The sequence below is a fragment of the Thermostichus sp. MS-CIW-38 genome, from assembly GCF_054058415.1.
On sequence record NZ_JBSSAH010000045.1, the window covers coordinates 1 to 23760 of the forward strand.

Annotated in this window: 20 protein-coding genes and 1 CRISPR repeat array; of the genes, 13 read left to right on the forward strand and 7 right to left on the reverse strand. The window is 59.4% G+C overall.

Annotation, left to right across the window (positions count from 1 at the left end; genetic code table 11):
- On the reverse strand, positions 1-590 hold a 590-nt coding region (locus tag ACVWXZ_RS12415; RefSeq protein WP_457482574.1), incomplete at its 3' end, for an RNA-guided endonuclease InsQ/TnpB family protein.
- 350 nt (positions 591-940) lie between these two features.
- Here ACVWXZ_RS12415 and ACVWXZ_RS12420 point away from each other — a divergent pair.
- Together ACVWXZ_RS12420 and ACVWXZ_RS12425 are read left to right on the forward strand one after the other, a co-directional pair.
- On the forward strand, positions 941-1426 hold the full coding sequence (locus tag ACVWXZ_RS12420) for a 2Fe-2S iron-sulfur cluster-binding protein (RefSeq protein WP_414358164.1): 486 nt from the start codon (positions 941-943) through the stop codon (positions 1424-1426).
- 165 nt (positions 1427-1591) lie between these two features.
- Positions 1592-2977: an FGGY-family carbohydrate kinase gene (locus tag ACVWXZ_RS12425; RefSeq protein WP_457403853.1), complete on the forward strand. Its 1386-nt coding sequence runs from the start codon at positions 1592-1594 to the stop codon at positions 2975-2977.
- 457 nt (positions 2978-3434) lie between these two features.
- On the opposite strand, the gene ACVWXZ_RS12430 is transcribed toward ACVWXZ_RS12425, so the two are convergent.
- Together ACVWXZ_RS12430 and ACVWXZ_RS12435 are read right to left on the reverse strand one after the other, a co-directional pair.
- A complete protein-coding gene (locus ACVWXZ_RS12430) occupies positions 3435-3656 on the reverse strand; it encodes a hypothetical protein (RefSeq protein ID WP_414342539.1) in 222 nt (73 codons plus the stop codon).
- Positions 3656-5509 carry a S8 family serine peptidase gene (locus tag ACVWXZ_RS12435; protein ID WP_457403851.1) on the reverse strand — a complete coding sequence of 618 codons (1854 nt, stop codon included), beginning with the start codon at positions 5507-5509 and terminating at the stop codon, positions 3656-3658. Before ACVWXZ_RS12435 ends, ACVWXZ_RS12430 begins: the two co-directional genes overlap by 1 nt.
- A 198-nt stretch (positions 5510-5707) precedes the next feature.
- On the opposite strand from ACVWXZ_RS12435, the gene ACVWXZ_RS12440 reads away from it, so the two are divergent.
- A complete protein-coding gene (locus ACVWXZ_RS12440; protein WP_049749560.1) occupies positions 5708-6424 on the forward strand; it encodes a MotA/TolQ/ExbB proton channel family protein in 717 nt (238 codons plus the stop codon).
- Between the two features lie 3 nt (positions 6425-6427).
- Positions 6428-6853 carry an ExbD/TolR family protein gene (locus tag ACVWXZ_RS12445; protein ID WP_414342537.1) on the forward strand — a complete coding sequence of 142 codons (426 nt, stop codon included), beginning with the start codon at positions 6428-6430 and terminating at the stop codon, positions 6851-6853.
- Positions 6854-6973: 120 nt separating this feature from the next.
- Here the strand turns inward: ACVWXZ_RS12445 and argF are convergent, their stop codons facing one another.
- Together argF and ctpC are read right to left on the reverse strand one after the other, a co-directional pair.
- Positions 6974-7918, reverse strand: a complete 945-nt coding sequence (gene argF / locus ACVWXZ_RS12450) for an ornithine carbamoyltransferase (RefSeq protein WP_457482575.1) — start codon at positions 7916-7918, stop codon at positions 6974-6976.
- 177 nt (positions 7919-8095) lie between these two features.
- Positions 8096-9391, reverse strand: a complete 1296-nt coding sequence (gene ctpC / locus ACVWXZ_RS12455; RefSeq protein WP_457407182.1) for a carboxyl-terminal processing protease CtpC — start codon at positions 9389-9391, stop codon at positions 8096-8098.
- A gap of 315 nt (positions 9392-9706) precedes the next feature.
- Here ctpC and ACVWXZ_RS12460 point away from each other — a divergent pair, with 315 nt between their 5' ends.
- From ACVWXZ_RS12460 to ACVWXZ_RS12470, 3 genes are all read left to right on the forward strand, one after another.
- Entirely contained in the window at positions 9707-11074 is a 1368-nt protein-coding gene (locus tag ACVWXZ_RS12460) for a glutamate-5-semialdehyde dehydrogenase (RefSeq protein ID WP_457482576.1), read from the forward strand.
- A 253-nt stretch (positions 11075-11327) separates the two neighbouring features.
- On the forward strand, positions 11328-11855 hold the full coding sequence (locus tag ACVWXZ_RS12465) for an RNA recognition motif domain-containing protein (protein ID WP_457482577.1): 528 nt from the start codon (positions 11328-11330) through the stop codon (positions 11853-11855).
- A 91-nt stretch (positions 11856-11946) separates the two neighbouring features.
- Positions 11947-12753: a DsbA family protein gene (locus ACVWXZ_RS12470; protein ID WP_457403848.1), complete on the forward strand. Its 807-nt coding sequence runs from the start codon at positions 11947-11949 to the stop codon at positions 12751-12753.
- A gap of 313 nt (positions 12754-13066) precedes the next feature.
- On the opposite strand, the gene ACVWXZ_RS12475 is transcribed toward ACVWXZ_RS12470, so the two are convergent.
- Positions 13067-14485, reverse strand: coding sequence for an SPOR domain-containing protein (locus ACVWXZ_RS12475; protein WP_457482578.1), 1419 nt, complete (start codon positions 14483-14485; stop codon positions 13067-13069).
- A 388-nt stretch (positions 14486-14873) separates the two neighbouring features.
- On the reverse strand, positions 14874-15302 hold the full coding sequence (locus ACVWXZ_RS12480) for a hypothetical protein (protein ID WP_457403846.1): 429 nt from the start codon (positions 15300-15302) through the stop codon (positions 14874-14876).
- A 112-nt stretch (positions 15303-15414) separates the two neighbouring features.
- Here ACVWXZ_RS12480 and recJ point away from each other — a divergent pair, with 112 nt between their 5' ends.
- From recJ to ACVWXZ_RS12510, 6 genes are all read left to right on the forward strand, one after another.
- Complete coding sequence (gene recJ / locus ACVWXZ_RS12485; RefSeq protein WP_457482579.1) at positions 15415-18087, forward strand: single-stranded-DNA-specific exonuclease RecJ; 2673 nt, start codon at positions 15415-15417, stop codon at positions 18085-18087.
- The gene (locus tag ACVWXZ_RS12490) at positions 18077-18742 is read left to right on the forward strand and encodes a metallophosphoesterase family protein (protein ID WP_414383891.1); all 666 of its coding nucleotides are present in this window, start codon (positions 18077-18079) and stop codon (positions 18740-18742) included. Before recJ ends, ACVWXZ_RS12490 begins: the two co-directional genes overlap by 11 nt.
- A gap of 58 nt (positions 18743-18800) precedes the next feature.
- Complete coding sequence (gene rdgB / locus ACVWXZ_RS12495; RefSeq protein WP_414417921.1) at positions 18801-19412, forward strand: RdgB/HAM1 family non-canonical purine NTP pyrophosphatase; 612 nt, start codon at positions 18801-18803, stop codon at positions 19410-19412.
- A 111-nt stretch (positions 19413-19523) separates the two neighbouring features.
- The gene (locus tag ACVWXZ_RS12500; RefSeq protein ID WP_457482580.1) at positions 19524-20750 is read left to right on the forward strand and encodes a hypothetical protein; all 1227 of its coding nucleotides are present in this window, start codon (positions 19524-19526) and stop codon (positions 20748-20750) included.
- 22 nt (positions 20751-20772) lie between these two features.
- Entirely contained in the window at positions 20773-21417 is a 645-nt protein-coding gene (gene tmk / locus ACVWXZ_RS12505; RefSeq protein WP_457482581.1) for a dTMP kinase, read from the forward strand.
- 476 nt (positions 21418-21893) lie between these two features.
- Entirely contained in the window at positions 21894-22919 is a 1026-nt protein-coding gene (locus ACVWXZ_RS12510; RefSeq protein ID WP_457482582.1) for a CHAD domain-containing protein, read from the forward strand.
- A 72-nt stretch (positions 22920-22991) separates the two neighbouring features.
- A CRISPR array of direct repeats spans positions 22992-23701; the repeat unit is 36 nt; unit sequence GTTTCCAATTTCTAGGGATCCCCCCGAAGGGGGAAC.
- Positions 23702-23760: the final 59 nt, after the last annotated feature.

The following is a 23760-nucleotide window of genomic DNA, read 5'->3' on the forward strand; positions in this document are numbered from 1 at the left end:
GTGCCGTCCGAGAGGGTAGCCAAGCGGGCAATGCCCATGTCCATGCCCACTGCGCCCCCCTGCGGAATAGGCCAATTAACCTCCCGCTCGGTCTGGATCGACACGAACCACTTGCCAGCGTGCTTGGATACGGTGACGCTCTTGACCTTGCCCACCACGTCGCGGCTGTTGCGATAACGCAGCCAGCCAAGTTTGGGCAGAAAGATGCGGCTGTTGGCCTGGTCCAGCTGGATTTGCTTGGGGTCGGGATAACGGAAACTGTCCGACCGGCCCTTTTTCTTGAACTTCGGGAAGCCGGCGCGTTGGGCGAAGAAGTGGCTGTAGGCCCGCTCCAAATCCTGGAGCGCCTGTTGCAGCGGATGCACCGGCGCATCCGCCAGCCACGCCGTATCTGCGCTGTGGCGCCACGCGGTGAGCAACTGGCACAGGCCCGCATAGCCTAGCTTTTTCTGGCCTTGCTCGTGACGCTCCTTCTGCAACGCCAGTGCTTTGTTGTAGACGAACCGGCAGGAGCCAGCAAAGCGGCGCATCTGCCGTTCCTGCTGGCTGTTGGGCAGCAATTCGTACTTGAAGGCTTGAAGTCGTTGCACCGCTCAATCGTATTCTTGGCCTATGCGTGATGACAACGATATTCACATGGCCGGCACTGCGTTTTTAAAGGGCGTCGGCTACGGTGGGCGTCGGCTACGGTCGGCGCTATCCTTCCCTGCCCTGAAGGACGGGGCTTGCCGCGCCTTTTGGTCAAGTTTCTGAAGCCTACACCAGCAAGACCTATAGTTGGAGTGCCGAGAAGGCTCAGAGGGCATTCGTATGCACCGAGACCTGAATGGCGCATGGGGGATTTTCCTGCATGCTTAGGTAGAACTGCCCTGTTCCGGCAATCTGCATTGGTGAAAGATGCTAGCTTTTTTAGCATCCAGTAGCCCAAAAAGTGCGGACTATGGTCAAGCGTGTGCGGTTGGATCCCATTGCCCAAGTGTCTGAAATCGCCACCAACAGCAATTTGCTCTCGGTACTGTTGCAGGAAGAGCTGAATGTGTTGAAAGAGTGCGGCGGGCGCGGCCTCTGTGCCACCTGCCATGTGTACGTTAAGGAAGGGATGGAGTCTTTGTCTCCGGTGAGCAAGCGGGAGCAGCGCACCCTGGAGGCGATCACCACCTGCAAGCCCAACTCCCGCCTGGCCTGCCAAGCGCGCGTGCTGGGGGAAGGGGTGGTGGTGGAATTGCCTGCCGGGATGTACATCAATGCTTTTCAGGATATCGAGGCGTTGATCGGTCGGCGGGCCGAACAGCCGCTTTTGCACCCTGTAACCGGCGCCATTTTGGTGCAGGAGGGTAAACTGATCACCCGCTCGGTGCTGGAATCGGTGAAAGGGCTGGATCTGGATATCCAAGAAGCGTTGGCTCGGAGCAGCCAGGAGTTTTGAAATTGTGATCGCGACAGCGGGCCGGAGTCCTTTCCCATCCTTTAGGCCAGTTTGAGCCACTTGGCCACCCCATCTATACAGAGAGCATTCTTGGGCCTTGGGCACTCCATCATGACAAGGCATTTTCCTTCCTAATGATGAGCTGATGATGAGATGAGTACCCCTATGCCCCCTGTGTTTCTTGGGATCGATCTGGGCACTTCTGGGATGCGGGTGGTGGCCCTCTCAGAGCAGGGGGAGGTGGTGGCCAAAAGCGAGCGCCAGTGGGATCCCCCAGAGACCAATCCGGGCCGCTGGTTGCGAACCCTGAAAGCCCTTTTGGGACAACTGACCGCGCAACTGGGGGAGCAGTATTCCATTGCAGCTCTGAGTGCTTGCAGCACTTCCGGCACCATTCTGCCGGTGGATGGTCGAGGCATGCCGTTGGAACAGGCGTGGCTGTATTCCGACCCGCGGGGCCAGGCTCAGGCCAAGCAATTGGGGATCCCTGCCAGTTGGGGTCTCAGCCGTTGGCTGTGGTGGGCGGAAGCCTATCCTGATCAGTATCGAGACAGCTACTTGGCCCATCCGGCGGACTTTTTGCTGAGCCAACTGGGGGGGCGCAGGCAGGTGACCGATCACACCCATGCCCTCAAGAGCGGTTTCGACCTGGAGGCCTACACCTGGCCTCAGGAGTGGTTGGCGCGGCAGGGCCTAAACCCCAAGCATTTCCCCGAGGTGGTACCGCCGGGAACGGTTTTAGGAACGGTGCGAGCAGACTGGGGGTTGGGGCCGGAAGTGCTGATCGCGGCAGGGATCACCGATGGCTGTGCCGGGCAACTGGCGGCAGGGGCTATTCGCTTGGGGCAGGTTTCCACCAGCTTGGGCACAACCCTTATTTTTAAGGCCAACAGTCCGGATCCCATACAAACCCCAAGCATCTATTCCCATTTGCACCCGGACAGTGCTCCGCACCGCTGTCACGAACGAATGGTTTGGTGGCCGGGGGCCGCCTCTTTTTGTGGAGGCGGAGTTTTGCCTCATTACTTCCCCGACGGCAACCTGCAAATGCTGGATCAGCAAGCTCAGGCTTATCTGCCCACCGGGCTGGTCAGCTATCCCCTTTGTCAGCCGGGAGAGCGTTTTCCCATTGTCGATCCCCAGTTTGCCGGGTTCTTGCCGGAGGCAGAAGAGGGATCCCCCCGTTTTTACGCTGCTTTGTTGGAGGGGGTAGCGATGGTGGAGCGGCTGGGGCTGGAAACGTTGGCCGCTCAAGGGATCCCAGTGCCAGAGCAGAGCCCGATTTTCACCACCGGTGGAGGCAGCAAAAGCCCTCTCTGGTTGCGCCTACGCGCCAGCATCCTTGCTCGTCCCTTGGCTGTGGTGAAACACCCGGAGCCGGCTGTGGGGGCAGCCATCTTGGCCGCTTCTGCCTATTGGTGCTGCTCTGTCCAACAGGCTGCCGATCGATTGGTACAGGTAGAACGCTATGTTCAACCGGATCCAGAGTGGGTGAAGTCTTACGCAGAGATCTACTCGGTCTTTCACAGCCGCCTGAGCAACCTGCTTTGACATGTTCCCTGCTCTACTGGCTTGCTTCCCCGTAGCGGTAGGGTGAGGATTCTTGTTACTGGTTCCACAACAGCCCTTGCCGCAAAGGATCCCGTCCCGCTTTCGCCAGTAGGTTTCCCCTCTAAAACAGCGATGATGGTTTCCCAGTTGTTCAGGCTACAGACTTATGACTATGTAAGTATTAAGCGGTCACGGGATACAGCTGCCTACCTACGTTTTTTGAGCTTCGTGAATGCTCAGCCGTGGAAACGAGATTCTTTTTAAACGGAAATGAAATATTTTCGTTGCATTGCTTCCTAACTTTCCTTCTCTCCTAACTAAAGAGAAGCTAGGGGTGAGGGTCGGCAGCGAGGTGTCTCAATCTTGTTTGAAGCGACTGTAAAAGCATTCTGACATCGAAAAGCAGGGATCCCCGCTTGGGGATCCCCGATTGGTATGGCCGGAGCCGCAAGCCAAGCTAGGGCTGCCGCTGGAAGCTCTTGACTTCTAAAACCGGCCCTACCTGAGCCACCGTCACCATGTCTTCTCTGATCTGTCCCTGGATGGTGACCTCTAGTCCCTCTTGCAAGAGCTCTTTGGGGGCACGGAAAAGGGCATAGTGCTCGCCGGAAGGCAGCGTCAGCACCCACACTCCCCCTTCGATATCCAGGAACTGGATGGTACCGCTGTACTCTTGCATCACTGCCTCAGCGCCAGCCCGGTTGCCGTGGATTGAGATTCCGTAGCCGCTTGCGCTCCCAAGTAGGCCAGGCCCAGGCAGAGCAAGCCATTGAAGAGCAAGAAGGAGCGACCCAACCAAGCAGAGGATCCAAGCCATAGCACCCCCTCATAAAACAGGGATCCGGACAAGAGCAGATGCGAGGCCATGCCAATGCACAAGCCAATCACCGCCCAGCGCCAGCGCCGATGGCCCAGGAGCAGCAACATCAACAGGCCTGGGATCAACACGCTGGCAAATAGGGGGTTCAAGGCATTGGTCTGGGCAAAGGCGGTGCCCAACTCCGGCAGGGAGCTACCCGCCAATTGGAAGGGCCAACGGGGGCCACCGACAATCGCCAACCCCTGCAAGGGGAAAAGACCGGCACTGCCCAAAAGCATCCCAGCCAGCAAAGGCACCGTCTGCAGCAGCCGCTTGGGAGCCAGCCACCAGCGGATCAGCACCAGGATAATGTAGCCGCCCACCACCATCAGCAGCTTCGGCACCAGAGCAATCGGGCCACCATCGAACCAGAAGCGTGGGTTGAGGTAGCCATTGTTGTTCAGGTACTGCAGGAAGTCCTTCAACCAGAGCACCAAGGGGTTTTCCTCCTGTTGTCCTGTGGCCCTGGCCAGCGCCTTGGCCGCATCCAAACGACCAGCCCCGTAGAAGTTCTGTTTGTCGCCGGGCACTGGGGTAGCCGACATTTTCAGCACTTCCTCCACCTTGTCCGGGTCTTTGATGCCCTGAGCCTGGATCAGAGCTGCCACACCGGCTACGTGGGGAGTGGCCATGCTGGTGCCTTGGAAGTAGGCAAAGACCGGCTCGTTGGGGTTACGACGATTGATGGTTTGCTGCAGAATGCCGTACTCGGGGTGATCAGGCGTTTTGGCTCCGCCGGGAGCAGAGATGTCCACCCCCACCCCATAGTTGGAGTAGGGGGCTTTCTCCCCGTTGGGCCCCGTGGCCGAGACAGCGATCACATGCGGGTAGCGGGCCGGGTAGCTCACCTGGTTGGAGTTTTCGTTGCCAGCGGCTGCGATCACCGTCACCCCCTTACTGTGGGCATAGGCCACCGCCTCCTCCATCAGTTGGGCAGAAGCGCGGCTACCCAGGCTGAGGTTGATGATCGTAGCCCCGTGGTCGGCAGCATAGCGGATCCCTTCCACCACATCCGACAGGGATCCAAAGCCATTGGCATCCAACACCCGTACCGGCATGATCTTGGCCTTGAAGGCAATGCCGGCTACACCCAAGACATTGTTGGTGGATTGGGCGATGGTTCCCGCCACATGGGTGCCGTGGCCGTTGAGGTCTTCCGGATCCTCATCGTCATCCACAAAGTCGTAGCCCTTCACAAATTGGGTTTGGGCTAGATCCGGCACTCGTGTTACTCCCGTGTCCACCACGGCTACCGTCACCCCTTCCCCTTGGGAGATGTCCCAGGCTTCCGGCATGCGGATGGCCCTGAGGTTCCATTGCTGGGGATAGAGGCGGTCGTTGGGCACGAAAGCCGCCTGGAATTGATAGTTGGGGTGAGCATACTCGATCAATGCTTCGTTGGTGAGCCGCTTAACCAGCCGCCGCGTGGATCCCAGGTGGTCGGCATCCACGTCAAACAGATAGATCGCTTCCTGGCGGGCAAAAGCGCTGTCGCTGCTGGGGCGGAGCGTCAAGTGATACTCTTTAGCGATAGCAGCAATCTGACTGGGGGTGGCCGTGTTTACAAAATTGACCACGATGCTGTCGTAGGGGGCGGATCCCTTGCCGCAAGCCGTCAACAGCAAGGCCATCAAGCCGGCGCAGCAAAGACCCAACCAGCGTCTGAATTTCATAATTCACGCCCTCGGGATCCAAAATTGTTGCAACCAGTATGCCCTCTGGATTGACAATTGACGAGATGAGATCCGGCATGGGGGCAAAATTGCCAAAAGGTGCAATCTTCGCCGCGCAAGAAGGGATCCCAGCCCTGCCGAGAAAGTGCTATGACAAGATGAGCGTAAATTGCCGCTTGGAGGGGGGAATCAGGATCGATGGATAGAGTCTTGCAGCTCATGATCCAGGGTTGGTATTACTCCATCCCCCTGTTGACGTTCTCGGTCTTCTCGGTGGCCTGTTGCATTGAGCGGGTGCTGTTTTGGTGGAAGATCACCCATCGGCAGGAGGAGGTGGTGCAGCAAGCCCTGAGCCAGTACCGCCGCAACCCACGCGCTGCCCAGTATTTGCTGGAGCAAAATGCCGATCTGCCGATTGCCCGCATCTTTTTGGCCGGGTTGGAGCTGAACGAGGCCAGCCCGGAAGATTTTAAGCTGGCTCTGGAAACGGCCCTGGCGGCAGAAGTGCCTCTGCTGAAGCGCTTCAACACGGTCTTCGACACCGTAATCACCGTTGCCCCTTTCCTGGGCTTGTTGGGCACCGTCACCGGCATCATCCAGATCCTCAGCTCCATTCAACTGGGGGATATCGGCGGCACCGATACCCAGGGGGTAGGTCGGGGGATCGCCGAAGCCTTGTACTCGACGGCCTTTGGACTGATTGTGGCTATTCCCACCCTGTTGATTTCCAACGTCTTCCGCTCTTTGTACCTGCGGCAACTCTCTAAGATCCAAGAGTACGGCGGCATGCTGGAGCTGCTGCATCGGCAGCGGCAAGAGATGCAGGCCCAACAGCTTTCCCAGTATTCCTACACCCAATCTAGCCCTAGTGGCAGCTCCACCCTTCCCCCCTACTCCTCGCTTGAGCCCTCCTAACCTATGCGCATCCCCGAAGAGAACTTCCGAGCTGGCGAGATCAACATCGTGCCCCTGATCGATGTCATCTTCTCGATCTTGGTGTTTTTCGTGATCGCCAGCTTGGTGCTCACCCGCTCCGAGGCTCTGGATGTGAACCTGCCGGACGCGACCACAGCCGAAGTTCGTCTGCAGCCGGATGTAACGGTGAGCGTGACGGCGGAAGGACAGATTGCCGTCAATCAGGAGAAGATTGCCGATATCTCTGCTCTGATCCCAGCAGTGGAACGCATCCTGGCCGAGAAGCCGGCTGAAGGGCGGCGCTTGGTGGTGATCAACGCCGATTTGGCCCTCTCCCACGGCAAGGTGGTGGAGGTGATGGATACTCTGCAGCGGGTGCCCAATGTCAGCCTGGCAATTGCCGCCCGCCGTCCTGCCAATAGCCGGTAGCTAGGTCTGGGCTAATTTGGGCCTCGGACCAAGTCCTGACGAGACAGAGGAACACGACGAGGCCATCCTCAACGACCGCAAAGCTGTTCGCTACGCCCCTCTCTGGCTCTCCAAAGGCTGTTATCCTGGGCCCAGCAGCTGAACCAGCAGCGCCTTTTGCACATGTAGGCGATTTTCCGCCTGATCCCACACGCGGGACTGGGATCCCTCCAGTACTTCAGTGGTGATTTCCTCTTCCCGGTGGGCCGGCAGGCAGTGCAGCACAATGGCTTGCGGATCTGCCTGTTGCAGCAGCTCGGCATTGACCTGGTAGGGCAGAAAGGTGGCCTTGCGGGCCTCGGCCTCAGCTTCTTGACCCATGCTGGCCCACACGTCGGTATAGACCACCTGGGATCCAGAGACGGCTTCCTGGGGATCCTGCAGCACCAACACCTGGGATCCCTGGGCCAGAGTGCGGGCTTGCTCCACCACTGCCGCATCCGGCTCGTAACCGGGGGGGGTGGCGACGCGGATGTGGATCCCGCTCATGGCACAGCCCAACAGCAGGGAGTGGGCAACGTTGTTGCCATCGCCGCAATAGGCCAGGGTCAGTCCCGCCAGTTGGCCAAAGTTCTCCTGAATGGTGAGCAGATCGGCCAACACCTGACAGGGGTGAAACTGATCGGTGAGGGCGTTGATCACCGGAACATCGGCATACTCGGCAAAGGTTTCCAGTTCCTTCTGGTGGTAGGTGCGAATGGCAATCACATCCAGGTAGCGGGAGAGGACGCGGGCCGTATCCTGCAGGGGCTCGCCGCGGCTCACCTGCATCACCGTCGGCACCAGATCGAGGGTGCTGCCCCCGCACTGGGCCATGGCTGCCGTAAAACTGGCGCGGGTGCGGGTAGAAGCCTTCTGAAACAACAGCCCCAACACCCGACCCCGCAGCTCCACCCGATAGGGATCCCGCTTTAACTCAGCCGCCTGGGCTAGCAGGGCCGACAGCTCCGCCGGGGTTAGGTCGCTGAGCTTGAGCAGATCCCGTCCGGCCAAGTTTATGGATCCCGCGATCTTCGACCCCGCCATTGTGCTACGCGCCACCTACAGAAACAATAAAAGCATCCCCAGCCCAGCGCTGGTCAACACTCCTCGAATAACTCGAATGAGAAGAGTCTTAATAGTCTTAAATAGCTTGGGCCTCGGCTTAACCCCAGTCTCAGGAGTGCCAGATCTGAGACCCATCAAAACCGCCCCCAACACCGGCTAACGTGAAGAGGAACGAATGACCTCCTGGGCCTGTTGCCGACGGGCAGAGATCTGAGCCTGCAGAGCCTGGATGGCAGCAGCATACTGTGGGTCGGCTGGGGTGGCCACCAGCTCTCGGTTCTGGCTGAGCCGCTTCAGATCTTCCTCGGACAATTCCACCAAAATGTCGGGGGTAATGCCCTTGTGGTCGATGTCGTTACCGTTGGGAGTGCGATAACGGGCAATGGTTACCGCCAGCCCCGAGCCATCGGACAGGGGATGCACCGACTGCACCAGGCCCTTGCCGAAAGTTTGCGTGCCGACAATCACGGCGCGCCGGTTATCCTGCAGAGCCCCCGACAGAATCTCGCTGGCGCTGGCCGAGCCACCATCCACCAAAACGGCCAAAGGTTTATCGGTAAGGGCCGTGTTGTTGGCCGTCAGGCGATCCTGCTCCCCTTGGCGGTTCACCGTCGAGACGATGCTGCCCCGGTTAATCCACATGCGGGCAATCTCGGCGCTGGAGTAGAGCAGGCCCCCTGGGTTGGCGCGCAAATCCAGAACGTAGGCGGCTACCCCTTGTTTTTCCAGCTCGCGAATGGCTTGGCGCACCTTCTCGGCGGCGTTGCCGGAAAACTGGGTAATCCGGATATAGCCAATGGGCAGGCCGTTTTCCTCGTGAACCTCGTAGCGCACGGTGGCCAGCTCAATTCTTTCCCGCACCAAATCGAACACCTTTAGCCCTTCCCCCTCGCGGCGAATGGTCAGCCGCACCCGCGTACCCGGCTCGCCCCGAATGAGGTTGACTGCAGCGTTGGTGTCCATGCCTTCGGTGGACTTGTCGTCGATGCGCACGATCACGTCTTTGGATTTGATCCCAGCCCGGTCGGCAGGAGACCCTTCAATGGGGGAGATCACCACCAGCTCGTTTGTCTCCTGATCCATGCCCAGCGTGATCCCCACCCCGGTCAGCTCACCGGATGTATCGATTTGCATGCTGGCAAACTGATCCGGATCCAGAAATCGGGTGTAGGGATCGTTGAGTTTCTTCAGGGCTTCCCGGATGGCCGCGTAGGCATCTTCTCGGGTGGCATACTCTCGGCTGAGCAGATCCCGCCGCACCGCTTCCCAATCCAGGGAATTAAAAGACGGATCCACGTATTCCCGGTTAACAATTTGCCAAACCTCGTCCACCACCTCTTTGGGATCCCGGCGAAACCCTGCCCAGCCCGGCATGGATAGCTGCACGCCGACCAGCGATACCGCTGTCATCACTGCAGCCGTTGCACTGACCACAAACCCACGCTTTCTCATTGGCTCTCCTGGAAGGCGCTAAATCGAGGTTGACGAGGTGGATCTCTAATCGTCAGGGAACTGGGTTTCGAGCAAGGGTCTTCCCCTGTGCGAACTTCAGCTTAGAAGCATCGAGAGCAAGGAAAGGCTCCCCTGCTGCAGCAAGTGGGATCCGGATTTTGGTAGGCTACAGATAACCCCAACCGACTGTGCCCAACCTAGCATAGGGATCCCTTCCGGGGGTGCTTCTAGGATCACAGTTCAACACAACTTTGTTACAACCTATCATCGCAACCCTTTTCTTCCAAATGGGCACTTTGCCCCCTTTCTGACTCTATGTCCCTCGCCACCGATTGCCCCAGCTCGCTTGCATCTGCCTCAGAGCGCCCGCTGCTGTCCCAAGTGCAGTCGGCCCGCGCTGCTGCCCAACACACGGCCACCTTGCCCACGGCTATTAAGAATGCCGCTCTGGAGGCCATGGCCACTGCCTTGTTGGAGCACCAAGAGTCTATCTTGGCCGCCAACCAGGCGGATTTGGAGCGGGCAGCGGAGATGGTGAAAGCCGGGGAGTTGTCGGCATCTGCCTATGCTCGCCTGAAGCTGGACGCCCACAAACTGGCAGATATGGTAGCCGGAGTGCGGCAGGTGATCCGGCTGGGGGATCCGGTGGGCCGAGCTTTGCTGATCCGGGAACTGGACGAGGGGCTAATTTTGGAACGGCGCACCTACCCTTTGGGGGTGCTGGGGGTGATCTTCGAGTCGCGGCCCGATGCTTTGGTGCAAATTGCTGCCCTGGCGGTGAAAACCGGCAATAGCGTCTTGCTCAAGGGGGGATCCGAAGCTTTGCTCTCCTGTCAAGCCTTGATGGCGGCCATCCAGGCGGGCCTGCAACAGATCCCGGAGTTCCCCCAGGGATCCCTGCAGTTGCTCACCAGCCGCGCCGAGGTCAAGGCCCTACTGCAACTGGAAGGGCTGGTAGACCTGATCATCCCCCGCGGCTCCAGCAGCTTTGTCCGCTACATCCTGGAGAATACCCGCATCCCGGTATTGGGCCATGCCGATGGCCTGTGTCACCTGTACGTGGATCGGGCAGCGGATGTGGACATGGCGATCAAGCTGACGGTGGACAGCAAAACCCAGTACCCCGCCGCCTGCAATGCCATCGAGACCCTGTTGGTCCACAAGGCCATAGCCCCCCACTTTTTGCCTCTGGCGGTCAAGGCCCTGCGGGAAAAGGGGGTGGAATTGCGGGGGGATCCCCTCTGCCGCGAGCTGGTGCCGGATCTGATCCCGGCCACCGAGGACGACTGGAGCACCGAGTATGCCGATTTGATCCTCTCTATTAAAGTGGTGGGCTCCCTTGACGAGGCCATTGCCCACATCCAGCAGTACGGATCCCGCCATACCGAAGCGATTGTAACCGAGGATGCCGCTGCTGCCCGGCGATTTTTGGATGAAGTAGATGCAGCGGGGGTCTTTCACAACGCTTCCACCCGCTTTGCCGACGGGTTTCGCTACGGCTTTGGGGCAGAAGTGGGCATCAGCACCCAAAAACTGCCGCCGCGCGGCCCGGTGGGCTTAGAAGGCTTGGTGACCTACCGCTACCAACTGCGAGGGCAAGGACATCTTGTAGCCGACTACACAGGCCCCCAGGCCCGACCTTTTCAACATCGGGATCGCCTGAACAACACCGGCTTAGCTTAGCTGCAAAAGCCGGCTGTACAAACCGGCTGTACAAAGCAGTCGTTCACAAAAACCGTTCTCCTCGTCTTCGCGGCTCCAGGTTGAGGTAAATTAAAAAATAGCTTCGTGATTGCCAAGGGTTGCGCTTTGCGGCGCGCTATGGTGTGACGATGGACTACCGGGTTCCGGGTTTGATGTTATGGGCTTGAGCGCCCTAGATGTAGCGCTTTGCATTTTGGCCTTTTGTTATTTCGATTAGGAGCTTCGCTGGATCATGTCTGTGCGTCTGTATGTCGGAAATCTGCCGGAAGAGGTGGACCGTCAGGCATTGGAGAAGCTCTTTCGCTCTGCCGGTGAGGTCATTTCCACCAAGGTGATTCGGGATCGGAAGACAGGCAAATGCCGCGGCTTCGGCTTTGTAACGGTGAACACTGAAGAGCAGGCGCAGCAGTACATCGAAAAGTTCAACGGCCACAGCTTTGGGGATGTCAACTTGCGCATTGAGCTCGCCCAGCCGCGCGACCGAGGGGAAGAAGGCGAATCCAAAACAGCGACCTCTGAGCCTTCATCCAAAGAGTCCAGAGGTTCCAAAGATTCCAGAGCGTCCAGAGATTCTGAGGCCAAGGGCTCTAAAGAGTCGGCAGAAAACCCTGCCCCCAGCAAAAAGCAACGCCAGCGCGGCAATAAGGGTGGGCGCTCCACCGTCGTCGCCGAAAGTGAGGCAGCCTCTGAGCCGGATCCCCGCTGGGCCAGCCAGTTGCAGCGGATCAAGGAGCAGCTTCTGCAGGTCACCAATTCCTAACCCCCCCGAACGAGTGATAGACACTGTTGGGATCTGACGGTAGGCTGGGTGAGTTGCGACGGCTCTAGGCATGTTTGAGAGGGGGGTTGGGATGCATAGGCTGGTGAGGATTTTTCGCGCTTGGGGGCGGAGCTTGGCCCGGGCTGGACTTTTGTTCGGGCTGACGGTTCTGCTGGGAGTGGGAAGTGGAGCTCCGGTTTTCCTACCAGCGGCGGCGGCTGCCCCGGCAGATTTGGAAGAGCAGGTGCTGCAGATCATTCGAAAGAACCCCCAGGTGATTCTGGAGGCCGTACAGGAATACCAGCAGCGACAGTACCAGGAGCAGCAGCAACAACAGCAGCGGCTGGCGGAAGAATTTGGCCGTCAACTGCGGGAGAACCCACGCGCCGTCATCGGAGATTCCCCTCGACTGGGATCCGACGCTCTGCGGTTAGTGTTGGTGGAGTTCTCCGATTTTCAATGCCCCTTCTGCGCCCGCGCCCACAGCACCCTCAAGCAGTTCATGGCCGACCATGGAGATGAGGTGACCTTGGTGTACAAGCACCTGCCCCTGACCAGCATCCACCCAGAAGCGATGTCGGCTGCCCGGGCTGCTTGGGCCGCCCAACGTCAAGGTAAGTTCTGGGAGTTTCACGACGAGCTGTTTGCCAACCAATCCCAGCTTGGGGATGGGTTTTATGTGGCCACTGCTGAGAAGCTGGGCCTGAATATAGAAAAATTCAATCGGGATCGGCGCAGTCGGGCGGCAGAACGCGCCATTCAGCGAGATATTGACTTGGCCTCTCAACTGGGCATCGGCGGCACTCCCCATTTCATCTTGAACGGCATTGCCTTCTCCGGTGCGCAGCCGCTGGAGGTGTTTGAGCAGACGCTGCAGCAGGCTAAGCAAGCCCTCTAGGAAAAATGCTCCGCACTGCTATTGAAACAGGTGGTGTATTGCAAACAGGTGGTGCAACGGCTGGCCTATCCTTCTTACCAGCCTCGCCCAGTTGCCCAAACGCTCCGTCCTTGAGGAGGGCTTTACGGTAGGCTCAGGGCAGTGGCAGGGTAGTCAACCGCTCTATTCGCCCAAGCGGGCTGTAGGCTTTGACAAGCCAGTAGGGTGGGGAGTATGTCAAAAGCAGAAACTCACCCAAGTCGCCATTTGGGCCGAATGGGGATCCCCAACGGCAGGGAAGGAGGAGAGCGTTTATGGCGGAAGTGGCTCTTGGCTACTCCACGGGCAGGATGCGGGCATCGAACCCTGCTTCGGCCAGAGAACTCCGCGCCTGTTCGGCGTTGGCCCGTTGCCGGTAGGTGCCCACCTGAATCACTGAGCCCCGCAGGAAGGCATCAGGGGCAAACTGTTGCAGCTTGGGTAGGGCCTCTTCCCCAGCCGGCACCACCACCCAAAATCCGCTGCCACCTTCTTCCCCAGGAGGAACAGCCTGGGCAGGCGAGGAGGAGACGGGATCCGCTTGCAAAAGAGGCTGAGAGCGGCGCAGATCGGCGGGGAAGATCCCCGCTTCATAGCCTTGGCCGGCCAAGTAACGCACCTGCTCGGCGGCAGCAGCAGGGTCGGCAAACCCACCTGTGCGCACCACCCGCAGGTCATCGTAGATCAAGGGCAGGGATCCCTCTAGGAGTTGTTTTAGCGCAGGCCATTTCTCCCCGGTGGGATCGGCCACCAACACCCAATGGCGCTCTCCTTGTGCTGGGTTGGAGATGGGATCCTGGCCCGCATTTTCTCCTACCAGCGACACCGCCACTGCCGGTAACCCCTGAGCGGTTAGCCAGCGGGCTTGATCCTGGGCCAACGACAGGCGGGAGAAGGTTCCCGTTTGCAAAGCAACCTGGCCGCGGTACTGCACCACAGTGGCTCCTGGAAAGAAGCGGCGCACCCGTTCTTCCAAACGGGGATCACCGGTGGGGTTGGGCACGTGGGTGGCAAAGGGACGCTGGGGATCCAAGGGCGGAGCGGTTGGCGTCGGCGGCACAGAGGCTTTTGAGCTGGCAGCAGGGCGGCTGGGTGCTGCTTGGGCAGGAAAAGCAGGGGGCAGAGGGGGATCCGTTTCTTGGCGGCTCACCACCCGCACCGATAACCCCAGCCGTTCCAAGTCGGCCTGACGGCGTTGAGCATGGCTACGGTTGATGAACGTCCCCGCCAGAATGAAAACCTGCCCATCCCCTTGCACAAAATAGGCATCCGGCACCTGGGTGCGCACCTGAGCCAACTCCGCCGCCCCATCCGCCAGTACATGCACTTGGTAACGGGTCAGGGCCAAAGCAGCCGGCAGGACGTTCCCATTAACGGCGTGGAGCACAAGGGCAAAGGCCGCCAGGGATCCGGCAAAGAGGGCCGGTTGCGCTGGCAACAGGAGTGCGGAGCACTTTGGCCAGCCGTAGTCCTTACGGGCGTTGCACATGGGATCCATCTCCTCTGGCGGGATTGGCGGCAACTCAAACCTCTGCATCCGGGATGGAGTCTTTGCCTGGGCCTGCGGGGATCCCCCACAGTGCCAGAGCTCGCAGTTCACCCCCTTGCGGGAAGGACAACTCAAAGCTAGCGTAAGCCGAAGTTTGGGCAAGGCTGTGCCAGGGATGGGCTTGCAGATGCCGCCCACCACCGATAGAATGCTCCGCACTGCCACCGCAAAGATGCAGCCCAGTTGGGTTCACGGGAGAAACACAGATCTAGTGCATTTCCAGTATAGATAGGCTGGCAAGACTGATACATTTACGCTGAACACTGCTGAACATCACTGTTCAACTATGCAGCGATGGCATTCTGTTTGTTTCCAACCAGAATGGCGGTATCCCGCAAAGCTTTGAGTAGAATACCCAAAGCGCAGTTTCCGTGTCGTCTTACTACCAATTTTCTGCTTTGCTTTGGCTACCATGTTGGCAGACTCGAAAGTAAACAGAAAGATCAACTGGTAGTAATCCGTACTGAACATATTATACATTATTTTCAGTATAGTTGAGCTTATTATTGACTAGAGTCATGCTCTATCGCTATGGCTTGTCGGGGAGTTTGTTTCAGAGGCGACGGCGGCGGGATGGAGTCCTCGCCACAAGGGTGCGGGATCCCCCCAGGGCAAAGCGGATGATCTCCGTCTTGTACTGCTGCGAGCCCTCGGTGTAGCGGGCAAGCTGAATGGCGGATCCCTGGCCGGAAGGAAGCAAGAACCGTTCGCGACAGTGGTGGGCAGCACTCTCTGGAGTTTCCGCTTCGAGGGCAATGAAAAACCGCAGACGCAGCAGCACTTCCAACTTGGACAAGTGCTCGGCTTGCTCTGGCACCAAGCGGCCTAACGAGATTTGTAGGCGCGGCCTGCGTCGCCGAGATCCGGGGCGGCCCCAAAGCTGCTGGGCCAGTGTCCACAGAGAGGTCTGCTCAGAGGACTTGACCAACAGCTTTAAGCCTGTCAGCGGGTTAAGACCATAGGTAAGCAGCAGAGAATACATCGGCGGCAGGAAAGATTCAGAGGAGCGTTTTGAGCTAACGTCAAAAGGATACCCTATAGGCCAACTGTAGCACTGCCTACCCTCTATCCCCATCCAAGCCCCACCCTTCCCTATGGCCGGGATCCCTGCTCAACGCTGGCTGTTTCATCCGGTGGACAAGTTGGCTGCCCAAAGCTTGGCTGAGGCAGTGGGGATCTCGCCCATATTGGCCCAGATCTTGCTCAATCGCGGGCTCTCCAGCCCTGCTGCCGTGCAGCAGTACCTGCAGCCGGATCCCGCCCACCTGCCTCCACCCAGCCAGGATTTTGCCGATTTGCCCCTGGCGGTGGACTTGCTGGACGGGGCGATTCGCCGACAAGAGCCCATTGCCATTTGCGGCGACTACGATGCCGACGGCATGACCAGCACGGCCCTGCTGCTGCGGGCTTTGCAGGACGCTCCAGTGCATTACCGCATCCCCAGCCGCATGACGGAGGGCTATGGCCTCAACAGCCGCATGGTGCAAGAGCTGCACCGAGAGGGGGTGCGCCTCATTCTCACCGTGGACAACGGCATCTCCGCCCACGAGCCCATCCAACTGGCCAAAGCTCTGGGCTTGACAGTGATCGTGACGGATCACCACGACTTGCCGCCCCAGTTGCCCCCTGCCGATGCCATCCTCAATCCCAAGCAGCTCCCCGTTTCTTCCCCCTATCGGGGGATGGCCGGGGTGGGGGTTGCCTACCTCCTGGCCCAGGCGCTGGCCGAGCGCCGTGGTGATGGCCATCTGCAGCGGGTGGCCCTGGAACTGTTTACTGTGGGCACCATTGCCGATCTGGCGCCGCTGACGGGGGTTAACCGCCTTTGGGTGCGGCAGGGGCTGCACCTCTTGCCCACCTCCCAGGTGGCAGGGATCCGCGCCCTTCTGCAGGTGATGGGCATGCAGGGATCCCTGGAGAGGCTGCGGCCTGAGTGGATTGGGTTTGGCCTGGGGCCCCGCATCAACGCCGTTGGGCGAATTGGCCGGGCGAGAATGGGGATCCAGTTGCTGATTACCGACGATCCCCAGCAGGCAGAGAAACTGGCCCGCCGCTGCGAACGGCTCAACCAGGTGCGGCAGCAGATGTGCGAGCGCATCGAGGCAGAAGCCCTAGAGCAAATTGCCCAGCAAGGCCGAGATCTGCAACAGGAGCGGGTGTTAACAATTTTGGGATCCCCTCAGCAGAAATGGCATAAAGGGGTGATCGGCATTGTGGCCTCGCGGTTGGCAGAGCGTTTTGGCTGTCCGGTGTTCATCGGCAGCCAGTCGCGGCAAGGGGAGATCAGTGGCTCGGCGCGGCAGGGGATCCCCGAGTTTGACGTGTTTCAAGCGTTGGAGTTTTGCAAGGATCTGTTCACTAAGCACGGCGGCCACCCCGCTGCCGGGGGATTTAGCCTGAGAGCAGAAGACTGGCCTTTTTTTGAAGAACGGTTGCGGCAGTTTGCCCAACAGCAGTTGCAGCCGGAGCAGATCCAGCCGCTGGTGCAAATCGATGCCGAAGTGTCGCTGTCAGATCTCACCCTTGACCTCTATCGAGAGCTCCAGCATCTGCAGCCCTGTGGCATCGGCAATCCTGAGCCGGTCTTCTACAGCCGCAACCTGCAGGTTCTGCAACAGCAGCGATTTGGCCCAGTTCCCGGCCACCTGAAGCTGCTGCTCCGGGATCCTGCTCTCCCTACGCAACGCTCCCATGGGTTACGTGCTACTCGGACGGAGTCCTCTTGTCCGGGCAGGAGCGACTCAGCTGTCAAAACCTCCAGTTACGACACTGATGGGTTATCGCTGGGCAACGCTTTGGGCAACACTTTGGCGAACGGGTCAGCAGTGGGGATCACAAACGCGAAGCCCCAGCGCCCTCTTTGGGCCATCCGTTGGCGGGGAGCGGAAACCCATCCGCTGCCGGAGCGAGTTGATGTAGCCTACACCCTCAAGGCCAAAACATGGCAGGGAGAAACCCAACTGGAGCTGGAAATTCTCGGGATTCGACCTGCCCAAGAGGCTGCCACTGCCGGCAACCCCCCTCTCGAGAAAACAGCGCCCCGCACCCCTGATGGGAGCAAGTCTCCCATCTCCCCCGCCTCTCTGGATGCCACTCCTCCCATGCCCAACTCCAAGCCCTCGACTGGCTCCCAGAGGGGGACAGAGCCCTCACCTCTGTTGATCTGGCGCCCCACCCCCCAGCCCACCCAGCCTTTGCGTTGGCAAGCTGTAGACCGATTTTCTGTCCTCTGGCCTCAGGCGCAGGGAACCATCCTGTTCTACGGCTTCCGCCGCCCCTCGCTGGTCTTGTCTTCAAGGCCTACGGCCCGCTATCGCGAACGGCGGTACCTGACTCTCCACTACGACCGTCCCCAAGCCGGCCACCGCTATGATCAACTCTGGTTGTGGAGCTGGCCCCCTTCTCTGGATCACCTCAAGTGGCTGCTCTGTTGCACCCCCAGCAGCGAGCTGTTGATTGCCGTCCATCAGCAAGCGGTGCCCCTGCCCTCCGCTGCCAGCTTGCAACGCCAGCTCCGCCAATACCTGCAAACCCGCAGCCAGGTGGATCTGCTGCGCTTGGCCCAGCAGTGGTGGCTGTCTCCGGCAGTGTTGGTGGCAGGATTACGCTCCCTGGGGTACGCCTGCCCAGATTTTGGCCCCACGGGATCCCTCGGCGAAGAACTGGAAGCCCAGCAAGCTTGGTACAGCAGCTCCTGGCAGCAGGTTGCCGCCCTGCTTCAGCGATCCCACCTGGATTCTTCTGCTGCAGAGGCCCATGGGGATTAAACTGCTGCTCGGCTCTGACTACCACGGCAGCGCTCGGCTGATCCGGCAGGCCCTTGCCCATCTGCCGGAGGTGGATGCTTACATCAACTGCGGGGATTTCTGTTCCAAGGCCGGCAAACCTTCCCGCAAGGCCACCCAGGGCTTTCATCCGGCAGCCCAAGCAGAGGTGGTTCATCTGCAATCCTTTTTGGCGGCAGTGGAGAGCCTGGGCAAACCCTGGCTCTTTTTACCTGGCAACCACGATCCAGCAGCTTCGGTTTTGAATTCGCTGGTTGGCTGTTGGGGGCGGGCCATCACCCAGTCCTGCTGCTTTGAGTGGCTGGGGTTACAGGTTTTGGCTGTGCCCTGGACTCCCCCCTGTGGCTGGAGCTGGTCTCTGACCTCTGCCCATTTGCAGGAGCTGCTCACCCTCTACAGTCAGCCCCCCCGACCCATTGACCTGCTGCTGACCCACGCTCCGCCGCGGGGTCTTTTGGATGAGGGGGGGAAGTGGTATCACCGTCGCACACCCACCTTGCGCCCCCTTTTGGAACAGCTGCAGCCGCGCTACTACATCTGCGGACACATGCATTGGGATGGGGGCAAGGTAGAGCGATGGGGATCCACCCTGGTGATTAACACAGCCCTGCACAACATGGTTCTCGAGATCCATTAGGCAGGAAGCCCTTGGACAGCCTTCCGCCTCCTCAGATTTCCACTCGTAGGAACCTTCCATGACCCGTCCTTTGATCTTGGCCAGCAGTAGCCCCGGCAAATGGCGCGAGTTCAATGCCTTTTTCCAGGCCCATGCCCCTGCTTGGGAGCTGCGCCGCATGCCCTCAGAAATTGAGGTGGAAGAAACCGGCACCACCTTTGCCGAAAATGCCCTTCTCAAAGCCAGAGCCGTGGCCAAGTCTCTGGGGGAGTGGGCCATTGCCGACGATTCCGGCCTAGCGGTAGAAGCCCTTGGCGGCGTCCCTGGGATCCACTCGGCTCGCTACGCCCCCAGCGACGCTGCCCGCATCGAGCGGTTGCTTAGGGAAATGGAAGGGATCCCAAATCGCCGAGCCACCTTTCACTGCGCCATCGCCCTGGTGGATCCCCAAGGTGTAGTGCATGCCCTGGTGGAAGGGGTATGCTCGGGAGAGGTCTTGACCCAGCCGCGGGGAGAGGGGGGGTTTGGCTATGACCCCCTGTTTTGGGTGCCCGAAGTGGGGCTAACCTTTGCCGAGATGAGCCCAGCTCAAAAAGAGGCCATCGGCCACCGAGGCCGAGCCTTGCGCGCCTTGAAAGCGCAGTTGCCTCTCCTGGAGAAGCGTATGGGCTGGCTTGGATCCCAGCAATAGCCCCCGATGTCCTGGCTGGGGAGCTGCTAGCATACAATAGTCCCTTCCCTTCGGGGGAGTGAAATTGAAAGCCGTCTTGCCTTGGCAGCTGAGGGGAGCGCTCGAAGAACTATGGGTTTTTCTGAGTTTGAGGATCAAGATCCCATTGCAGCAGCGGAACGGACTGCTGCCCCCGATCCCAGCCGCCATTCCCCGGATTCTGCCGGTGAGGAAGCCGCGATCTCCTCGGTTGCAAACTCTGGTGAAGGAAGGGAGCGGCAAAGTCGTCGTTCCCCACCCCCTTTGCCGGAAGAGGGCTCAACCTTTGTGGGCGCAGAGGATTGGCTGGACGTTCGCGGTAGCGGGACGGAGTCCTTGGAGAATGGGCGGGATAGCTACAGGGAGTCCGCGCAAGGGGCCACTTCTCGCCCTTCCAACCGCTCCCCCCAGACTGGCCGAGACGAGGGGTCTCGTGTTGACAGCGAAAAGGGGGGGCAGAAAGCCGCTGCGGGATCCCCCAAAGCTGGTGAGCGCCCTGGGCAAGCGCTAGTTCCCCGCCGTTCTGTCTCCGGCAGCCGAGGTTACGACGGATCCGCTCGTTCCTCTGCCTTTCGCGGTAGCGGGACGGAGTCCTTTGCTGGCCGGGGGGAATCCGGCTACCGCAGCGACTACAGCCGTTCCGCGGCTTACGGCTACACCTCCGGCTATGTTGGCGGTGGGGGATATGGCGGTGGTGGGCGAGGCGGCAGCTCCAGCGGGGGGGTCTCCTCCTCCGATCTGACGATCCTGCTGGTGGTGGCCCTGCTGGCCTTCTTCGGGGGATTCGCTATCCGCAACATCTTCGCCGAGTCGGGCGGCTTTGACGATGAGCGCCCCATCCGCGCTGCCAATGTGCCCGCAGCCTTTCGCGATTTTTGCTTTGCCTATAACGGCACTGCCTCCTTTACTGTGGTGCAACTGACCAGCGTTTCTGCTCTGACCATGGCCTCAGTGCCCGTTTACAAGATGGATACTTGCACCATCCCCGTCAGCCAAACGGCCAATGCCCTCCAAGCTTTGGGCATCCGCGGCCGGGCCAACACCTTGGGCCCCCAGCTGGGGGGATCCAACCTCACCCTGATCCAGCTCCCCTTGGCCAGCAGCTTGGCGCGCGCCGTGTACAGCCAGTTTCCTGGCTTGGCCGCTCAGGGCAACGAGGCGCAGGTTTTGTCCCAACTGGAAGCCACCATCAACAACGCCCTGCGCTCCAACATCGAAGGGTTAGCCCTGCAAAGCCTGGAGCCCACCAACATCCCCGACGTCTACGTGATGGTGCCGGGGCACTCCTTTAATTTGCAGCCCCAACTCAACCTGCGCTAACCCTCCTGCAGAGGACGACGGTGTGTTCATCACCCTAGAAGGCGGGGAAGGGGTGGGCAAAACCACCCAACAGGCCCTCTTGGTTGAGCGGCTGCGCCAAGAAGGCTACGCTTGCCTGTGTACCCGCGAGCCGGGGGGCACGGCGCTGGGCAAAACGCTGCGGGAGCTGTTGCTGCACGGGGATCCCTTTAGCCCTCTGGCGGAGTTGCTCCTGTACGCGGCGGATCGGGCTGAACACGTGAGCAAAGTCATCGCGCCGGCTCTGGCGGCAGGGCAGGTGGTGGTTTGCGACCGCTTTACCGATTCCACCCTGGCCTACCAGGGCTACGGTCGGGGGCTGGACTTGGAGAAGATCCGCCAGCTCAACCACTTAGCCACCGGCGGGTTGCAGCCGCACCTCACCCTGTGGCTGGATCTCCCCCCAGAGGTGGGGCTGGCGCGGAAGGCCTCCGGCCCGCTGACGCGAACAGGGTCTTGCGACAAGCTCGAACAAGAACACCTGGAGTTCCACCGCCGCGTCTACCAAGGGTTCCAGGCTCTGGCTGCCGCAGAACCACAGCGGATTGTCCGCATTTCAGCCCAGGGATCCCCGGCAGAGGTGGCTGCCCGCCTCTGGTCAGTGGTCGAACCCCGCCTACCACTTGCGACAGCAGGCCGGGAGCCCTAGACTGATACATTTACGCTGAACGTTGCTGAACATCACTGTTCAACTATGCAGCGATAGCATTCTGTTTGTTTCCAACCAGAATGGCGGTATCCCGCAAAGCTTTGAGTAGAATACCCAAAGCGCAGTTTCCGTGTCGTCTTACTACCAATTTTCTGCTTTGCTTTGGCTACCATGTTGGCAGACTCGAAAGTAAACAGAAAGATCAACTGGTAGTAATCTGTACTGAACATATTATACATTATTTTCAGTATAGTTGAGCTTATTATTGACTAGAGTCATGCTCTGTTCCGCTGACGGGAATGGCGCGACAGGCCAAAGCTCGCGACAGTTTCCCTGGCCACAGCCTGCTCGGTTTACCAAGGTTAAGATTAGATTAAAAAGGAAGAGGCGGGGGTAACCTCAAGCTAGTCTGGATGACCTATGTGAAAAGAGCCTGCTGCCCTCTTGGTTCTCGTTTTGGGTAGAGGAGACTGGCTGTGGACGCTGTTGCTGCTGAGCTGAAAACCGATCGCGTCAGCGGGACGGAGTCCTTTCGCGTCAGCGGGACGGAGTCCTTTCGCGTCAGCGGGACGGAGTCCTTGCACTTGACCTTGCCCTCATCTGCGCCCTTGCCAACCGTGGCCGCCTGGGCCCACCAGCTGTTGAGCCAGCAATGGCAGCGGCTGCAGAAACACGTAAAGCGAGTTCTGACCCAGCATCCAGAGGCGGCAGAATCTCTCCACCAAATCCGGGTGACCCTTCGCCGTATTGGCACTTGGGTGCAGGTGTTTCAGGGATCCGTCCGGCTGCCCAAGCCTCTCAAGCCCAAACGCCTGCAAAAGCTGGCCAGTGCTTTGGGCAAGCAGCGGGATCTGGACGTGCTGCTGGAAATCCTGCAGGAACCTTGTTGGGAAGGGATCCCGGCAGCCCAGCAGGCAGAACTGGAGAAGCTAAAACAAGATCTGCAGCAACGTCGAACCCAAGCCGAGAAACGCTCCCGCCGCATTCTTGAAGATGCTGACTTCCTGGCGTTTCAAGCTGCCTGCGAGCAGTGGCTGGCTCACCCCCGCTATAAGCCCCAGGCGGAGCTGCCTTTGCCGGAAAGCTTGCCCCACTTGCTGACTCCCCTGCTGGCCCAGTGGCTGCTGCAGCCAGGCTGGCGGATCCCTGCTTTCCCCGCAACGGAAGCCCAGGCTGAGCAACTGCACGAGCTGCGCAAGGCCACCAAACGGCTGCGCTATCAGGTGGAGTTTTTTGCGCCCCTTTACGGGGAAACCATGCAAGATTGGATAGCAACCCTGAAGTGCTTGCAGGATCAACTGGGCCGCTTTAACGATTTGCAGGTTTTGCAAGGCGAGCTGCCTGCAGACTCAGACCTACAAACCCTTCTCCAGGAACAACAAAAACTAGCCCTCCAGGAGTGGCCTGAGCACCAACAGCGCTGCCTGGCCTCTGCCGAGCAGCACCGGCTTTACTCTAATCTTTTCTCTGTTTCCAATTTCTTTCCAACTGGGGATCCCTAGGTTTCCAATTCTATAGATCCCCCCGAAGGAAAAACCCCGCCTTATTGGCGGGGGATTTTTTGTGGCTATAGGGTTTCCAATTTCTAGGGATCCCCCCGAAGGGGGAACGGACTCGCCTCCCACTTAGGCGAAGCCTTTAATTTGGCAGGTTTCCAATTTCTAGGGATCCCCCCGAAGGGGGAACAACAATGTCCAAACGGCGTTATGTCTGGACGCCGGACGAATTGTTTCCAATTTCTAGGGATCCCCCCGAAGGGGGAACCTTTCTACTGGAATCACCGTACCCAGAAATGGGTGCGGCTGTTTCCAATTTCTAGGGATCCCCCCGAAGGGGGAACCGTCAGACGGAGCGCGCCTACCTATCCTCGCGATCCTCGTTTCCAATTTCTAGGGATCCCCCCGAAGGGGGAACAGGAACAATGCCTGGAAGGTTCATCGATAGTCCTGACATCATGTTTCCAATTTCTAGGGATCCCCCCGAAGGGGGAACACTGGCACAGCAGCAGACGCAGGAGAAGCTGGGGTTGTTTCCAATTTCTAGGGATCCCCCCGAAGGGGGAACACCTGCTCGACCAGGCGTATGCCGCAGGGAGATTGAGGTTTCCAATTTCTAGGGATCCCCCCAAAGGGGGAACTTGCAAAGGTGTAAAGATACGCAGCGCACTCACTACGTTGTTTCCAATTTCTAGGGATCCCCCCGAAGGGGGAACGGTATTGCGTGAGCTGACCGTATGGTCAGTGAAAGAGTTTCCAATTTCTAGGGATCCCCCCGAAGGGGGAACATCCCCTGCGGTTGCGGGGATCCGGGTTGCTTTGTCCGTGGTTTCCAATTTCTAGGGAT

What these genes read in the sequence shown, in the direction of transcription:
- ACVWXZ_RS12420 (WP_414358164.1), top strand. Translation starts at nt 941, where the DNA reads ATGGTCAAGCGTGTGCGGTTGGATCCCATTGCCCAAGTGTCTGAAATC.
- ACVWXZ_RS12425 (WP_457403853.1), top strand. Translation starts at nt 1,592, where the DNA reads ATGCCCCCTGTGTTTCTTGGGATCGATCTGGGCACTTCTGGGATGCGG.
- ACVWXZ_RS12430 (WP_414342539.1), bottom strand. Translation starts at nt 3,656, where the DNA reads ATGCAAGAGTACAGCGGTACCATCCAGTTCCTGGATATCGAAGGGGGA.
- ACVWXZ_RS12435 (WP_457403851.1), bottom strand. Translation starts at nt 5,509, where the DNA reads ATGAAATTCAGACGCTGGTTGGGTCTTTGCTGCGCCGGCTTGATGGCC.
- ACVWXZ_RS12440 (WP_049749560.1), top strand. Translation starts at nt 5,708, where the DNA reads ATGGATAGAGTCTTGCAGCTCATGATCCAGGGTTGGTATTACTCCATC.
- ACVWXZ_RS12445 (WP_414342537.1), top strand. Translation starts at nt 6,428, where the DNA reads ATGCGCATCCCCGAAGAGAACTTCCGAGCTGGCGAGATCAACATCGTG.
- argF (WP_457482575.1), bottom strand. Translation starts at nt 7,918, where the DNA reads ATGGCGGGGTCGAAGATCGCGGGATCCATAAACTTGGCCGGACGGGAT.
- ctpC (WP_457407182.1), bottom strand. Translation starts at nt 9,391, where the DNA reads ATGAGAAAGCGTGGGTTTGTGGTCAGTGCAACGGCTGCAGTGATGACA.
- ACVWXZ_RS12460 (WP_457482576.1), top strand. Translation starts at nt 9,707, where the DNA reads ATGTCCCTCGCCACCGATTGCCCCAGCTCGCTTGCATCTGCCTCAGAG.
- ACVWXZ_RS12465 (WP_457482577.1), top strand. Translation starts at nt 11,328, where the DNA reads ATGTCTGTGCGTCTGTATGTCGGAAATCTGCCGGAAGAGGTGGACCGT.
- ACVWXZ_RS12470 (WP_457403848.1), top strand. Translation starts at nt 11,947, where the DNA reads ATGCATAGGCTGGTGAGGATTTTTCGCGCTTGGGGGCGGAGCTTGGCC.
- ACVWXZ_RS12480 (WP_457403846.1), bottom strand. Translation starts at nt 15,302, where the DNA reads ATGTATTCTCTGCTGCTTACCTATGGTCTTAACCCGCTGACAGGCTTA.
- recJ (WP_457482579.1), top strand. Translation starts at nt 15,415, where the DNA reads ATGGCCGGGATCCCTGCTCAACGCTGGCTGTTTCATCCGGTGGACAAG.
- ACVWXZ_RS12490 (WP_414383891.1), top strand. Translation starts at nt 18,077, where the DNA reads ATGGGGATTAAACTGCTGCTCGGCTCTGACTACCACGGCAGCGCTCGG.
- rdgB (WP_414417921.1), top strand. Translation starts at nt 18,801, where the DNA reads ATGACCCGTCCTTTGATCTTGGCCAGCAGTAGCCCCGGCAAATGGCGC.
- ACVWXZ_RS12500 (WP_457482580.1), top strand. Translation starts at nt 19,524, where the DNA reads ATGGGTTTTTCTGAGTTTGAGGATCAAGATCCCATTGCAGCAGCGGAA.